This is a genomic window from Streptomyces sp. NPDC049627 (assembly GCF_044465645.1).
Lineage (GTDB): Bacteria > Actinomycetota > Actinomycetes > Streptomycetales > Streptomycetaceae > Streptomyces.
On sequence record NZ_JBITLW010000007.1, the window covers coordinates 67,375 to 82,417 of the forward strand.

At 67.9% G+C, this 15,043-nt stretch carries 15 protein-coding genes; 10 read left to right on the forward strand and 5 right to left on the reverse strand.

From position 1 onward, the window contains the following. Positions 1-233 precede the first annotated feature (233 nt). Positions 234-701: a DoxX family protein gene (locus ACIBU0_RS19890; protein ID WP_398819826.1), complete on the reverse strand. Its 468-nt coding sequence runs from the start codon at positions 699-701 to the stop codon at positions 234-236. A gap of 411 nt (positions 702-1,112) precedes the next feature. Here ACIBU0_RS19890 and ACIBU0_RS19895 point away from each other — a divergent pair, with 411 nt between their 5' ends. Continuing rightward, positions 1,113-2,741 (forward strand): multicopper oxidase family protein, encoded by a 1,629-nt coding sequence (locus ACIBU0_RS19895; RefSeq protein WP_398819829.1) that lies wholly within the window; start codon positions 1,113-1,115, stop codon positions 2,739-2,741. Between the two features lie 104 nt (positions 2,742-2,845). On the opposite strand, the gene ACIBU0_RS19900 is transcribed toward ACIBU0_RS19895, so the two are convergent. From ACIBU0_RS19900 to ACIBU0_RS19910, 3 genes are all read right to left on the reverse strand, one after another. After that, entirely contained in the window at positions 2,846-3,313 is a 468-nt protein-coding gene (locus tag ACIBU0_RS19900) for a Tn3 family transposase (RefSeq protein WP_398819832.1), read from the reverse strand. A gap of 216 nt (positions 3,314-3,529) precedes the next feature. Next, a complete protein-coding gene (locus ACIBU0_RS19905) occupies positions 3,530-3,895 on the reverse strand; it encodes a hypothetical protein (protein ID WP_266798595.1) in 366 nt (121 codons plus the stop codon). 14 nt (positions 3,896-3,909) lie between these two features. Further along, positions 3,910-4,431, reverse strand: coding sequence for a hypothetical protein (locus tag ACIBU0_RS19910; protein ID WP_398819835.1), 522 nt, complete (start codon positions 4,429-4,431; stop codon positions 3,910-3,912). Positions 4,432-4,496: 65 nt separating this feature from the next. On the opposite strand from ACIBU0_RS19910, the gene ACIBU0_RS19915 reads away from it, so the two are divergent. After that, the gene (locus ACIBU0_RS19915) at positions 4,497-5,669 is read left to right on the forward strand and encodes a tyrosine-type recombinase/integrase (RefSeq protein ID WP_398819837.1); all 1,173 of its coding nucleotides are present in this window, start codon (positions 4,497-4,499) and stop codon (positions 5,667-5,669) included. Between the two features lie 66 nt (positions 5,670-5,735). On the opposite strand, the gene ACIBU0_RS19920 is transcribed toward ACIBU0_RS19915, so the two are convergent. After that, on the reverse strand, positions 5,736-6,173 hold the full coding sequence (locus ACIBU0_RS19920; RefSeq protein WP_003974483.1) for a hypothetical protein: 438 nt from the start codon (positions 6,171-6,173) through the stop codon (positions 5,736-5,738). Positions 6,174-6,785: 612 nt separating this feature from the next. Between ACIBU0_RS19920 and hemL the strand changes: the two genes are divergently transcribed. The 8 genes from hemL to ACIBU0_RS19960 all read left to right on the forward strand — a co-directional run bounded on the left by hemL (position 6,786) and on the right by ACIBU0_RS19960 (position 15,039). Then, positions 6,786-8,105 carry a glutamate-1-semialdehyde 2,1-aminomutase gene (gene hemL, locus ACIBU0_RS19925; protein WP_398819840.1) on the forward strand — a complete coding sequence of 440 codons (1,320 nt, stop codon included), beginning with the start codon at positions 6,786-6,788 and terminating at the stop codon, positions 8,103-8,105. After that, a complete protein-coding gene (locus tag ACIBU0_RS19930) occupies positions 8,102-8,812 on the forward strand; it encodes a histidine phosphatase family protein (protein WP_398819843.1) in 711 nt (236 codons plus the stop codon). The genes hemL and ACIBU0_RS19930 overlap by 4 nt, the downstream gene beginning before the upstream one ends. 132 nt (positions 8,813-8,944) lie before the next feature. Further along, positions 8,945-10,270, forward strand: a complete 1,326-nt coding sequence (locus ACIBU0_RS19935; protein WP_398819846.1) for a hypothetical protein — start codon at positions 8,945-8,947, stop codon at positions 10,268-10,270. 77 nt (positions 10,271-10,347) lie between these two features. Further along, a complete protein-coding gene (locus tag ACIBU0_RS19940; protein WP_398819849.1) occupies positions 10,348-10,953 on the forward strand; it encodes a TlpA family protein disulfide reductase in 606 nt (201 codons plus the stop codon). A gap of 1 nt (position 10,954) precedes the next feature. Then, positions 10,955-11,722: a cytochrome c biogenesis CcdA family protein gene (locus ACIBU0_RS19945; RefSeq protein WP_398819852.1), complete on the forward strand. Its 768-nt coding sequence runs from the start codon at positions 10,955-10,957 to the stop codon at positions 11,720-11,722. A 3-nt stretch (positions 11,723-11,725) separates the two neighbouring features. After that, on the forward strand, positions 11,726-13,477 hold the full coding sequence (locus ACIBU0_RS19950; RefSeq protein WP_398819855.1) for a cytochrome c biogenesis protein ResB: 1,752 nt from the start codon (positions 11,726-11,728) through the stop codon (positions 13,475-13,477). Beyond that, a complete protein-coding gene (gene ccsB / locus ACIBU0_RS19955; RefSeq protein ID WP_398819858.1) occupies positions 13,474-14,574 on the forward strand; it encodes a c-type cytochrome biogenesis protein CcsB in 1,101 nt (366 codons plus the stop codon). Before ACIBU0_RS19950 ends, ccsB begins: the two co-directional genes overlap by 4 nt. A gap of 60 nt (positions 14,575-14,634) precedes the next feature. Continuing rightward, positions 14,635-15,039, forward strand: coding sequence for an SRPBCC domain-containing protein (locus tag ACIBU0_RS19960; protein WP_398819861.1), 405 nt, complete (start codon positions 14,635-14,637; stop codon positions 15,037-15,039). Positions 15,040-15,043 lie beyond the last annotated feature (4 nt).

Here is a 15,043-nt window from a genome sequence, read left to right on the forward strand (position 1 = left end):
CAGACTGTTTTATGAGGGTGTTTCAGGCGTCCAGTCGTTTGCGACGAGTCATGAAACATGGTCGCCGCAGGTGGACCGCCGGGCGGCCGGGTGTTTCACGAGCGAGGTCCTATGAAACAGTCTTGGCGGTGGTCTGAGCCAGAAGCAGTGGATATTCGATCGAAGATCGCTGTCGACGACCTGCCGTCGGTGATCGTGCTTGTCGCCCTGGCCCACCTGGCCGGGGCCAAGATCTAGCCCTTGATCAACAGGGTCGGCAAGGCTGTCCCCACACCGAGCCCGACCGACCCGAGTGCCCACCGTGTGCCGGTGCGCTGCCAGGTGCGTCCAGCGTCCAGTGCGTAGCGCCCCGGCCCGGTGAAGGCGAGCGCCACGGCGACGGCCGCGAAGAGCATCGGCGTCTCGGTCCCCTCGTAGAACCCGGACCCCCACGAGGCGTTGACCGCATTGATCATCACCCCGATGACCATGGCCGTGGCCAGCGGGAACGCCAGACCAGCGGCCAGCAGCAGCCCGCCACCCATTTCAGTCAGCCCCGCGATCACCGCAAAGGGCCTCCCCGGCTGAAACCCCATCGTTTCGAACGCCGCGGCGGTCCCCTCAACCCCGTCGCCCCCGAACCACCCGAACAGCTTCTGCGCCCCATGCGAGGCCAGAACCAGCCCGAAGAACACCCGCAACCCCAGCAATCCGACCTGCATGACCGTCGCTCCTTTCGCTTCGTGCAACTCCAGCTTCGATGCGTGACGGGGCGGCGGGACATCCTCCGATCTTCCGCTTCATCCCCGCCGATCGGCGGGGTGGTTCCGGCCAGGTGTCGGATCCCTTTCCACCGTCTCCTGTCCGAGTCTTGAATCCGACTCCAGGACGACCACGCCATGAGGGGCCCTACAGCCCTTCTTCCAAGCCTCGGGGACTCCCCAAAAGAACCCCTGGGAAGGCCACGGTCAGGAAGGGCCACCGCCACGAAGGCCAGGCGCCCGATTCGGGGTCTCAATGTTCTTCCCGTTCAGGAGGAGCGCATCTGCTCCGCCGCCGAGTGAGGAAAGCCTTTGTCCGCACGTTCGACCGCGCCTCGATCGCGCGTCACCCGCCTCGGAGCAGTCGCTGTCGTGGCCGCTCTCTTGTCCGTCTGCCTCGCAGGCTGCCAGAGCGCAGAGCCGCACTCGCACTCGGCGGCTACCGGAGCGCCAGATCCGGCGTTTACCGGACTGCCGCCCGCGCCGCCCAAGGGAAAGTTGCTGCGGACGACCAAAGAGCAGGCGGCCGGCATGGTTCCCGGCGCTGCGCTGGTGGAACCGCCCGACCTCAACCCGGCGACCCCGAAGGATCTCAACGTCCAGCTGACGGCGGTTCAGCAAGAGGTGATGATCTCGGGCAAGAAGGTCCTCGCGGAGACCTACAACGGGAGTCTCGTAGGGCCGACCCTCCATGTGGTTCCAGGCCAGCGTGTCACCTTGAAACTGGCCAATCATCTTGGCACGTCCACCAACATGCATTTCCACGGGATGCACCTGTCCCCGGAGGGAAGCGCGGACAACATAGACCTGTCCGTCAAGCCGGGGCAGATTCAGACCTACCACCTCGACATTCCCGCCAACCAGGAACCCGGAACGTACTGGTACCACGACCACGAGATGTGCGACGGGAACGGCCGTCCGATGCCGGGGATGACGATGAGCCCCGCACCCGCGAACGTTCGCTGCAATGGAACTGAGAGCCAGATCGGGGCGGGGCTGTCGGGAACCATCATCGTCGGGGACAGCCGCGAAACTCTGCCACCGGCCTACCGCGGGATCACCGCTCGTACCTTGGCGCTCAAGGACACCCAGATCAGCTCATCCAGCTCGATCGTCTACCCCGACGGGGTCCTGGAGCCCGCATCGCCGACGGTCCGTCTGGTCAACGGCCAATACCAGCCCACGCTGACCATGAAGGCCGGGGAAACCCAGTTGTGGCGCATCGCCAACGAAGGCTACGCCATCGCCTACGACCTCCAGCTCGACGGCGGCACCTTCACCGTGGTCAACCAGGACGGGATTCCCGCCGCGGCGCCGGCCCGGGCCAAACACCTTCTGATGCCGCCCGGCAGACGCTTCGACGTCCTGGTGACCGCCGGAGCCACCGGATCGACCTGGCTCAGAACCCTCGACCACAAGACCGGGCCCGACCCCTTCAACGGTGCCGGCGACGAATACCCCGCCACCCCCCTCATGAAGGTCGACGTCCAGAAGGACAGCGGGAACGCGGGGCCGGCTGCCACCGCAGGACGGCCGGGCATGGCCACCTCGCCCCAGATCGCCGGGCCGCTTCCCGGATCCCACCCCGATCTGTCCAAAGAACCCATCGCCCGATCCCGAAGCATCGTCCTGAACGACGACGCCGGCAACCACTTCTGGATCAACGGCAAGCTGTTCGACCACACGAAACCGACTTTCGCTGAACCGGCCACGCTCGGAACGGTCGAAGAATGGACGCTCACGAACAAGGCTCACCAGAATCATCCGTTCCATCTCCATGTCGCGCCGTTCCAGGTCCTCAGCGTGAACGGCGTCGCCCAGCCCCGTGCGGACTACATGGACGTCGTGAGCGTCCCCCACGCAGTCAACGGAAAGCCCGGAAAAGTGGTGATCCGGATCCGCTTCACCGACTTCACCGGGAAATGGTTCTTCCACTGCCACATCACCGGACACGAGGACACCGGAATGATGGGCTACCTGAACGTCATCGCTGCTGGATGACCAACCCTCCGGCGCCGGCGGGCGCCGGAGGCTCAGGATGCGAGGACGCCCCGATCCCGAGCAGGGAGGCGTCAGCGTCCTGCGTCGCTGAAGGCACGTCACCGTCAGGCGGCCTGGTCGAGGCCGACGGCGGTCAGGTCCTGCTCGCGCAGCGCGGTGAAGTCGACGTCGAGTTTCAGGTCGTATGCGTCGGGCTGGATGCCGAGTTCGTGCGTGGAGTACTCGCCGAACCGGTTGATGTGCTCGGTCAGGTACGGCGAGATGTGGGCCAGGTGCTCCGGGGCGATCTCCCACCCTTCCTCCGGTAGCTGACGGGCGATCTCCGCGATGTCCAGGGCAATGTGGGAGATCACCGCGTTCGTGAGCAGGGCGTTGAACTTCATCGCCTTCTCCTGCTCGATGGGGTCGTTGTCGGCGATGACGCCGCGGTTGCCGAAGCCGATCCACTGGGAGAACCGGTTGAACGACTCCACCTTGTTGGTTGCCGCGGTCACCCGCCGGCGCAGTGGCGCATCCGGCGATGGCGGCCGGGTTGATCTCGTTGCTGGGTTCGGAGCCGCGGCGTCCGCCAAGCGCTGACGGAATGTCGTGGGTGGCCCTCACCCCGGGTGGCGTCGGTTCTGCAGCACCAGCAGCCCAGATGACCGACACGCAGTTCCACGAGTCGACGGAGCTGTCGCCCGGCTCGAAGCACCTAATGGTTCAAGGTCGGACGAACAACTGGAGTGATCCGAGTCCCTGTCGACTGTCCCGCTGCGTCAAGGCGTTCCCTCCCAACGGGTGCGTGGCTACTTCGAGGCGTCCTCGATGGCCTCGAAGATGTCGGCGTCGGTCTCCTTCTGCCAGTCGGGCAGGTCGGGCCAGTCGGCGACGTATCCGGGCTTGGGGTCCTCGAAGTGCTTGTACATCTGGGCGGTCCAGCAGGTGGCGACGAAGCGGCTCTTCTGCTCGCGCGTGAGCCGGGATGCGTGGCCGTCGCTGCGGTCGAGGAACTGTCGCACCTGGTCGAACACCGCGCCGGCGGCCTGGCGCTCCCACTCCGGGGTCTCTTCCCAGGGGGTGATGTAGCCGGGCTTGGGTTCGCCAGGGAAGTGCTTTCGAACGCCGGTGATCCAAGCCTCGCGGAACACTCGTGCGCCCTCGATCTGCGACATGCCTTCCCCTCTCGTCACGTCGTGCTCAGTGCGTCGATCTCGGCGCCCAGTTCGACCACACGGGCGTCGCGGGCGAGGGGGCCGAGGTCGGTTCGTAGCCCCTGGAGTTTACGGGCGACGTAGCCGGAGGACGTCGTCCGGGCGAGCTGCAGGGCCTCGCGCCCGTAGGTGAGGACCTGGTCCGGATCGCGGCGCTTGGCACCGATGGACGCGAGGTCGGTCAGGACTGCGCCGCGTCGCCGGAAGGACTGCCCGGAGGCGAGTACGTCCTGGCTCAGAGCGGTGGAGAGGGCCCTCTCGGCGAGGTCGAGGCGCCCGAGTTGGAGATAGCGGGCGCCGCGTTCCTCGGAGAGGCGGGAGCCGTCGAAGCGCAGCCAGCCGCCGTTGTGGGCCGGGCCGCTGAGGTCCGTCACTTTCTCCGCCTCGTCCAAGGCGCGCTCGCAGGCGGACAGGTTCCCGAGTCCGGCATACGCCTCTGCCTGAACGGAGGCGACCCAGTGGCGGGTGGACAGGGAGCTGTCTCCTCGCCGCGCCACCCTCTCAGCTGCCGAGAGGATGCCGGCCGCCTCTGCGTAGCGGGCTCGTAGAGGTCGACGTATGCGTGTCGGACCAGGGAGCATGCCCACAGGTCGTAGGACTGGGCTTCTTTGCTCGCGGAGGCGGCGAGCGTGTAGGACGCGGCTGCGTCGGTGTAGCGGTTGCCGTCGAAGGCCAGTTCTCCGACTCCGTCGGCCCGACGACCGCGCTCCGCTACGAGGCGACCGTCCGCAACCACATCGTCGAGCACCTCGGCCGACGTGAGCTGCGGTCCCTCAACCAGCCCTCGGTCATCCAGGGTTGGATCCGCACCCTCCAGGACGCCGGCCTGGAGGTGTCGACGATCGAGGGCATCTTCGACATCCTTTCCAGCATCCTTGGCGCAGCCGTGGAGGACGGGCTGCTGCCGAAGAACCCGTGCAAGGCGAAGTCGGTCAAGCTTCCGACCGCGACCAAGAAGAAGATCATCCCCTGGTCGCCGGAGCGCGTCCGCGCGGTCATCGCCGGACTCCCGAAGCGCTTCCAGGCCGGCGGCAAGCTCGCCTTCGGCTGCGGTCTGCGGCAGGGCGAGGTGTTCGGCTTCGCCGTCGAGGACATCGACTTCAAGGGCGGCTGGATCCACGTCAACCGCCAGGTGCGGCTGGTCGGTACGAAGCCCGTCTTCGCCCTGCCCAAGGGCAACAGGATCCGGTCAGTGCCCCTGTCGGCTCTGCTCGCTGCAGCCCTCAAGGCGCACATGAAGGAGTTCCCGCCGGTCGATGTCGCCCTGCCGTGGGGCAAGCCGGACGGCGAGCCGAAAACCTTCCGCCTCCTCTTCGTCGACAAGAAGAGGCGGGCCTACAACCGCAGCGTCTTCAACATGGGCGACTGGAAGCGCGCTCTTGCCGCTGCCGGCGTGATCCCTCCCCGAGAGCGCGGGGCGCGCTACCTCCAGGCGGCTCCGGAAGACGGCATGCATGCCCTCCGGCACGCCTACGCCTCCGTGCTCCTGGACGCGGGGGAGAGCATCAAGGCGCTCTCCGAGTACCTCGGCCACTCGGACCCGGGCTTCACGCTGCGGACGTACACGCACCTGCTGCCGTCCAGCGAGACCTGCACCCGCAAGGCGATCGACGACGCCTTCACAGAAGCCGGAGGAGAAGCCGAGGCCGAAGGCGAGGACGACCGGCCCGGCACCCAGGGCACATCAGTGCCCCCAGCGAAACCAATGTGCCCTCAATGTGCCCTGGCCGCCTGACGGCCCCTCCCCGGCGCCAAAAGGGCGAGGCCCGAAGACCTCGCCCGAATCCCGCGAAACCCCAGCTCAGGGCCACACAAGGCAATAAGGCTGATGCCCCGCCTCATGCAACCGATGGCTGAAGTCCTGCCACTCGTGCAGCAGCTGGTACACATTGAACGCATCCCGGGGCCCACCCCGGTCCGGCACCGTCGACCAGATGAACGCGGCCGCGCCGACCGCTTCCTCTCCTATGCCCCGCAGCGGGTCCACCACCGTCATCGGCAGCTTGACCACCGCGTAGTCGGGGTGCAGGACGACCAGCTCCAGCGGCGGCACCTTGTGCAGGGGGACGCCTTCGATGCCCGTCAGGACCATCGCGGCCATCGTCTCCGGCTTGATCTTGGTGAACATGCCGTTCATGCCGAGTTCGTCGCCGCCGAGTTCTTCGGGGCGCATCGAGATCGGGACGCGGGCCGCGGTCGCGCCGTCCGGCGCGCCGAAGTACTTGTACGTCACCCCCACCCGACCACCATTCCTGCTCGCCCTCAGCCGATCCATGCGTCGGTCGGCCCGCTCTGACTCGTTCGGTGTACCAGGCATATCCGGTACTACGTGTCCCTGGCGTGCTTCGTTCGAATCCTCCGCGTCGCGCCGGTGCCTTCCCCGCCGGGCACGTCGAGGACCCAGGTCATCAGTCCCCTCGCCCAGTCCGCCACCGCGATGCATATCTCCACCCGACTGCTTTTCTAGGACGCGTGGCCCCAGCCGCGCAACCCGATCATCGTGTCAGTGACCTCCCCCACGGCCGCCCGCCGAAACGTGCGTCGAAACACCTGTCCGCAGGATCTTTTCAGTCCCCGACCATCACACCCCGCATGAGCTGTGTGTATCACGTCCAGTCTCGCAGATCGCGGGAGAGGGGACGCCGGTTGCCGGCGCAACGGTCGACCCACTGCCGGTCAGTGGCAGCCCCAGGGTTCGGTCAGCGGCGGCCCCGGGGGGCCGGTCGGCGGTGGCCCCAGGACCCGGTCAGCGGTGGCCCGCTGCCGTCACTCCCCGCTGGCCTACCCTGAGGAGGTCACTGGCAATCGACAGTCCGAGAAGTCGACAGAAGGTCGGAGAAGTCGCAGGCCCATGAGCGAATCGCCCTATCCATACGAAGCACCGGCCTCGCAGGCCCTGTTCGACCGCGGTGCCGCCGTCACGCCAGGCGGCGTGAACTCCCCGGTGCGCGCCTTCCGTGCCGTGGGCGGTACGCCCCGGTTCATGGTGTCCGGCACCGGTCCGTACCTGACCGACGCCGACGGACGTGAGTACGTCGACCTCGTCTGCTCCTGGGGACCCATGATCCTCGGGCACTCCCACCCCGAGGTCATCGCCGCCGTCCAGGACGCCGTCTCCCGCGGTACCTCCTTCGGTACGCCGGGTGAGGGCGAGGTCGCCCTCGCCGAGGAGATGGTCGACCGGATCGAGCCGCTGGAGCAGGTGCGGCTCGTCTCCAGCGGGACCGAGGCCACCATGTCCGCCATCCGGCTCGCCCGCGGGTTCACCCGGCGCACCAAGGTGATCAAGTTCGCCGGGTGTTACCACGGGCACGTCGACTCGCTGCTCGCCGCGGCCGGGTCGGGCGTCGCCACCTTCGCCCTTCCCGACACCCCCGGTGTCACCGGCGCCCAGGCCGGCGACACCATCGTCCTGCCCTACAACGACCTGGAGGCCGTGCAGGAGGCCTTCCACCGGCACCCCGGCGAGATCGCCTGTGTGATCACCGAGGCCTCGCCCGGCAACATGGGCGTCGTCCCGCCGCTCCCCGGCTTCAACCAGGGACTGAAGGACGCCTGCCAGCGCAACGGCGCCCTCTACATCTCCGACGAGGTCATGACCGGCTTCCGTACCAGCCGCGCCGGCTGGTACGGCATCGACGGGGTCAGGCCCGACCTCATGACCTTCGGCAAGGTGATGGGGGGCGGCTTCCCGGCCGCCGCCTTCGGTGGCCGTGCCGATGTCATGGCCCACCTCGCGCCCGCCGGGCCCGTCTACCAGGCCGGCACCCTCTCCGGTAACCCCGTCGCCACCGCCGCCGGCCTCGCCCAGCTGCGGCTCCTCGACGAGGCGGCGTACGACAGGATCAACGCCGTGTCGGCGACCGTCCAGTCCCTCGTCACGGAGGCCCTCACCAAGGAAGGCGTCGCGCACCGGCTGCAGAGCGCCTCCAACATGTTCTCCGTCTTCTTCACGGACCGGGCCGTCCAGAACTACGAGGACGCCAAGCGGCAGGAGTCCTTCCGCTTCACTGCCTTCTTCCACTCGATGCTGGCGCAGGGCGTCTACCTGCCGCCCTCGTCCTTCGAGTCCTGGTTCGTGTCCACGGCCCATGACGAGCAGGCCGTACAGCGCATCGCCGACGCCCTCCCGGCGGCGGCCCGAGCGGCGGCGGAGGCCACGGCGGCATGAGCGGCGACATCACCGGTAAGAGCGACAACAACGCGAGCGACATCACCGTCGTCCACCTTATGCGGCACGGCGAGGTCGCCAACCCGGACGGGATCCTCTACGGCCGTCTCGCCGGGTATCACCTTTCCGAGCTGGGGCGGCAGATGGCCGACCGGGTCGCCGAGCATCTGGCCCCCCGGGACATCACGTACGTCTGCTCCTCCCCGCTGGAGCGGGCGCAGGAGACCGCGACGCCGATCGCCAAGGCGCACGGGCTGGACCTCGCGACCGACGAGCGGCTCATCGAGGCCGACAACGTCTTCCAGGGCAAGACCTTCGGCGTCGGGGACGGGGCCCTCAAGAAGCCGGAGAACTGGAAGCACCTCGTCAACCCCTTCAAGCCGTCCTGGGGCGAGCCGTACGTCGACCAGGTCATCCGCATGATGGGCGCGCTCGACTCCGCCAAGGACGCCGCGCGGGGGCACGAGGCCGTGCTCGTCAGTCATCAGCTGCCGATCTGGATCGTGCGGAGTTACGTCGAGAAGCGGCGGCTGTGGCACGACCCGCGCAAGCGGCAGTGCACGCTGGCGTCCCTGACGAGCTTCACGTACCAGGGCGACAGGATCGTGTCCGTCGGCTACACCGAGCCCGCCATCGATCTCGTGCCCGCCCATCTCCGTGCCGGCGCCAAGCCGGTGAAGGGGAAGGACAAGGCCTTCGGCGCCTGACATTGCCGACATTGCCGCCTATGACACAACTGTGACATTTGTTTCGAATCCTCCGAGATCCGGAGGAACCTCCCCGTTCGTCGTGCCCTCTGACTGGGTGACCACCAGGCAAGCACGACGGATGGGGCACCAATGCGCAATGTCAGCCGAAGGGGACTCATAGGGCTCGGCGTAGGGACGGCCGCAGCTGTCGGACTCGCCGGCTGCGGCACCCTCACGTCGTCAGACGGGTCGAACCAGGGTGGAGGTTCCGGAAAGGGCTCGGACAACGAGCCCGGCACCCAGGCCAACCGCGCCCGCCCCATCGGCGACGGCTCCACCTCCTACACCGGCAAGCAGCCCCACCAGCCGGCCAAGCCCGAGCCGCTGGAGCCCGGTCAGGAGCCGCCGCAGTTCGTCGTCTTCTCCTGGGACGGCGCCGGCGAGGTCGGCAACGGACTCTTCCCGCGCTTCCTCGACCTCGCCAAGCAGCACGACGCGCACATGACCTTCTTCCTCTCGGGGCTCTATCTGCTGCCCGAGTCGAAGAAGCGCCTCTACGACCCCCCGAACAACCCGCGCGGCGCCTCCGACATCGGCTACCTCAGCGACGACCACATCAAGCAGACGCTGAAGAACGTGCGCCAGGCCTGGCTCGACGGCCACGAGATAGGCACCCACTTCAACGGCCACTTCTGCGGCGGCACCGGCACGGTCGGGAACTGGACGCCGAAGCAGTGGCGCAGCGAGATCGATCAGGCCAAGGCCTTCGTGAAGGAGTGGCGGACCAACAGCGGCTGGACCGACCTGCCGTCCCTGCCCTTCGACTACGACAAGGAGCTCGTCGGCGGCCGTACGCCCTGTCTCCTCGGCCAGGACAACCTGCTGCCCACCGCCCGTGAACTGGGCTGGCGGTACGACGCCTCGTCGCCGGGCGGGCGTCAGGTGTGGCCGGTGAAGAAGCAGGGGCTGTGGGATCTGCCGTTGCAGCAGATACCTTTCCCCGGACGTTCGTTCGAGGTCCTGTCCATGGACTACAACATGCTCGCCAACCAGTCGGTCAACTCGACCAACGCGCCCAGTCACAACTACCCGGGCTGGCGTGAGCAGTCCGCGCAGGCGTACATCCAGGGCTTCAAGCGGGCATACGAGACAAACCGCGCACCCTTCTTCGTCGGCAACCACTTCGAGCAGTGGAACGGCGGCATATACATGGACGCCGTCGAGGAAGCCCTCAAGCACATCGCGCGGGAGAAGGAGAAGGGCGCCGACATCCGGCTCGTCTCCTTCCGGCAGTTCGTGGACTGGATGGACGTACAGAAGCCGGAGGTGCTCGACAGGCTGCGCACGCTCGAGGTCGGGCAGGAGCCCGCCGGCGGCTGGAACGCGTTCATGAAGGGCGGCTCCGCCGGTTCTTCCAGCGGTTCTTCCAGCGGCTCCTCCACCAGTTCCTCCACGGGCTCTTCCTCCAGCTCGTAAACGCCGCCTGAAATGCGGGTTTCCGCCCGCAAGGGGGGTGTGCAAGATCCTCAGAACGGGCATGCGAAACTTTTCACATGAGTGCCGCCCGTCGCGCCCGCAGCCGTGTCGCCCTGCTCGCCACCACCAGCGCCGCCGTCGCCGCGCTGACCCTGTCCGCGTGCAGTTCGGGCGGTACGTCCGGGGGTGGCGGCGACACCAATTTCGTCACCGGTAACAACGGCGTCGCCACGGTCGCGCAGGGCAAGCGCGCCGCGGCGCCCGAGTTGTCCGGCAAGACGATCGACGGCAAGCAGCTGAGCACCACTGACTACAAGGGCAAGATCCTCGTCGTCAACGTGTGGGGCTCGTGGTGCGGGCCCTGCCGGCTCGAGGCGAAGAACTTCGAGAAGGTCTACACCGACCTCAAGGGCCAGGGCGTTCAGTTCGTCGGCATCAACACCCGCGACACCAGCACCACGCCCGCGCTCGCCTTCGAGGAGGAGCAGGGCGTCACCTACCCGAGCCTGTACGACCCGACGGGCAAGCTGATGCTCCGCTTCAAGAAGGGCACGCTCAACCCGCAGCTGATCCCCTCCACGCTCGTCATCGACCGGGAGGGCAAGATCGCCGCCCGTGCGCTGCAGCCCCTCGGCGAGGAGACGCTGCGGGGCATGATCGAGCCCGTGCTCGCGGAGAAGTGACGTGAGCGCAGCGTTCACCCTCGCCGCGGAGAACAACGGCACCGTGCTGCACGGTGCCCTCCTGCTCGCGCTGCCGATCGCCGTGCTCGGCGGCCTCGTCTCCTTCTTCTCGCCCTGTGTCCTGCCCCTCGTGCCCGGTTATCTGTCGTACGTCACCGGAGTCAGCGGCACCGACCTCGCCGACGCGCGGCGCGGGCGGATGGCCGCCGGGGCCTCGCTGTTCGTGCTCGGCTTCACCGTCGTGTTCGTCTCCGGCGGGGCGCTGTTCGGGTACTTCGGTCAGACGCTGCAGGACAACAAGGGTGTCCTGTCCAAGGTGCTCGGCGTGCTCATGATCCTCATGGGCGTCTTCTTCATGGGTCTGATGCCCTGGCTCACCCAGCGCGAGTTCCGTTTCCACAAGCGGCCGGTTGCCGGGCTGGTCGGCGCCCCGCTGCTCGGCGCGCTGTTCGGCGTCGGCTGGACCCCGTGCATCGGACCCACCCTCGCCTCCGTGCAGGCCCTCTCCTTCGAGCAGGCCAGCGCCGGCCGCGGCGCCATCCTGACCGTCGCCTACTGCCTGGGCCTCGGCATCCCCTTCGTGCTCGCTGCCGTAGCCTTCCGCAAGGCCCTCGGCGCCTTCGCCTGGGTCAAGCGCCACTACGTCTGGGTCATGCGCATCGGCGGCATCATGATGATCGCGACCGGGGCGCTGCTGCTGACCGGCGCGTGGGACCGCATCGTGCAGGAGATGCAGGTCTGGTCCAACGGCTTCACTGTGGGGATCTGATCGATGAGCAACACCACAACGGACAACACCCCGGGCCGGGCCGAGGACCAGGACCTGGGCGCCGCCGGCTCCCAGCTGTCCACCGCCCCCACCGAGGAGCTCGCCGGCCCGCCCTCCTTCGGCGTCATCGGCTGGGCCCGCTGGTTCTGGCGGCAGCTCACCTCGATGCGGGTCGCACTGCTGCTGCTCCTGCTGCTGTCGCTCGGCGCGATCCCCGGCTCGCTCATCCCGCAGACCGGCATCGACGAGATGAAGGTCGCCGAGTTCCGCAAGGCGCACTCCACGCTCGCGCCGATCTACGACAAGCTCGGCCTCTTCCACGTCTACAGCTCGGTGTGGTTCTCCGCGATCTACATCCTGCTGTTCGTCTCCCTCATCGGCTGCATCGTCCCGCGCACCTGGCAGTTCGTCGGCCAGCTGCGCAGCCGCCCGCCGGCCGCGCCCCGGCGGCTGACCCGGCTGCCCGCCCACACCACCTGGCGCACCGAGGCCGAACCGGAGCAGGTCCGCGAGGCCGCGCTCGCGCTGCTGAAGAAGCGCCGCTTCCGCGCGCACCTCGCCGGTGACGCCGTGGCCGCCGAGAAGGGCTATCTGCGCGAGGTCGGCAACCTCGTCTTCCATATCGCGCTGGTCGTGTTGCTGACCGCGTTCGCCTGGGGCCAGCTGTTCAAGTCCGAGGGCAACAAGCTGATCGTCGAGGGCGACGGCTTCTCCAACACCCTCACCCAGTACGACGACTTCAAGTCCGGCAGCCTCTTCAACCAGGACGACCTCGACCCCTTCAGCTTCACCCTGAAGAACTTCAAGGGCACCTACGAGGTGACCGGCCCCAACCGCGGCACCCCGCGCACCTACCAGGCCGACATCGCCTACAGCGTCGGCGCCTACGGCAAGGACAAGAGGACCACAGTCAAGGTCAACGAGCCGCTGGAGATCGGCGACTCGAAGGTCTACCTAGTCAGCCACGGCTACGCCCCCGTCATCACGGTCCGCGACGGCCGCGGCAAGGTCGTCTTCCACGACGCCGTGCCCCTCCTCCCGCTGGACGGCAACGTCACCTCCACCGGCTCGATCAAGGTCATGGACGGCTACCGCGACGCCAAGGGCAAGTGGGACCAGCTCGGCTTCCAGGCCTTCTTCCTGCCGTCCTACGGCGGCGACGGCACCGCGGTCGTCTCGCAGTTCCCGGCGCTGCTCAACCCGGTGCTGAACCTGGCGGCCTACCACGGTGAACTCGGTGTCAACTCGGGCCTCCCGCAGAACGTGTACCAGCTCAACAAGAAGGACCTGAAGGGCTTCAAGAACTCCAAGGGCGAGCAGCTCCGGGAGAACCTCAAGCCCGGCGAGACCATGAAGCTCCCGAACGGCGCCGGTTCTCTCACCTTCGAGAAGGACATCAAGGAGTGGGCCGGCTTCCAGGTCGCCCGCCAGCCCGGCAGCGGCTGGGCGCTGGTTGGTGCCCTCGCCGCGATCTTCGGCCTGGCCGCCTCCCTCTTCATCCAGCGTCGCCGCGTGTGGGTGCGGGCGGTCAAGGGCGCGGACGGCATCACCGTCGTCGAGATGGCCGGGCTGGGCCGCAGCGAGTCCGCCAAGGTCCCCGAGGAGCTCGGCGACCTCGCCGGGGTCCTGTACGAGCAGGCACCGGGCGCACCCGACCCCGACGACGACCCCCCGGGCGACAGCTCGGACGACGACGCCGACACCCGCACCCCCGACCCCCAAGTCGCACCCGCCGAAGGGGCTGAGACCAAGTGACTCTCGCCGCCGCGACCGAGCTGGCCGCCGCCACCAACGAAAACCTCGCCAACATCAGCAACACGCTGATCTACTCGTCGATGGCCGTCTACACGCTGGCCTTCTTCGCATACATCGCCGAATGGCTCCTCGGCAGCCGCAGCAAGGTCGGCCGTACGGCCGCCGCGCTCACCCCGGCGAAGGTCAAGAAGGCCGCCGCGCCCGCCGTCACCGTGCAGAAGGGCGGCTCCACGGCCGTACTGGAGCGGCCGAAGGTCGTCGTGCGGGCCACGGCCGGGCAGCGGGACGTGCCGGACGGGCCCGGGGCGCACGGCGGGGACGAGCAGGGCGACCTCTACGGGCGTATCGCCATCTCCCTCACCGCCCTCGCCTTCCTGATCGAGTTCGGTGGTGTGCTCGCGCGGGCTCTGTCGGTGCAGCGGGCGCCGTGGGGCAACATGTACGAGTTCAACATCACCTTCTCCACGGTCGCCGTCGGCGTGTACCTCGGACTGCTGGCGCTGAAGAAGAACGTGCGCTGGCTCGGGCTGTTCCTGATCACCACGGTCCTCCTCGATCTCGGCCTCGCCGTCACTGTCTTGTACACCGCCAGCGACCAGTTGGTTCCCGCTCTTCACTCGTACTGGCTGTACATCCACGTCTCCACGGCGATCTTCTGCGGCGCGGTGTTCTACGTCGGCGCCGTCTCCACGCTGCTCTATCTCTTCAAGGACAGCTACGAGAACAAGCTGGCGAACGGCGGCACCCCGGGCCGTTTCGCGAACTCCGTCCTCGACCGGCTGCCCGCCTCGGCGTCCCTCGACAAGTTCTCCTACCGCGTCAACGCCGCGGTCTTCCCGCTGTGGACGTTCACGATCATCGCGGGCGCCATCTGGGCGGGCGACGCCTGGGGCCGCTACTGGGGCTGGGACCCGAAGGAGACCTGGTCCTTCATCACGTGGATCGTGTACGCCTGCTACCTGCACGCCCGCGCGACGGCCGGCTGGAAGGGCCGCAAGGCCGCCTACCTGGCCTTGATCGCCTTCGGCTGCTGGCTGTTCAACTACTACGGCGTCAACATCTTCGTCTCCGGCAAGCACTCGTACGCCGGGGTGTGAGACCGCAGGTCAGCGGCGGCAAGGGGTGCATTTCGGCCCCGGCGGGGTCAGGCTGGTGTCATGACCGGTTCCGTAGAACAGGGCATCAGCCAGACCCACGGGAACACGCACATCCTGCATTTCCTGGTGCGGCTTCCCCAGCCGATGGAGACGGTCTGGCCGGCGTTCAGCACCCCGGACGGGCTGGCGTCCTGGTTCACGCCCGCCGACGTCCTGGAACCCCGGCTCGGCGGTGCGGTCGCGCTGCGCGGCATGGGGTCCGGGCGGGTCACCGCGTGGGATGTGGAGCGGGTCGCCGAGTACACGGTCGAGGGCGGCGGCCGACTCCGCTTCCACCTGGAACGGAACGGCGAGCAGGGCGCCGCGCTCCGCTTCACCCATGAGTTCCAGGGCGAGACGGAGTCGGAACAGCGCTGGCGGGCCCGGTTCGAGCGGCTGATCGAGGTGCTGGAGGGCGGCTCCTAGGGAC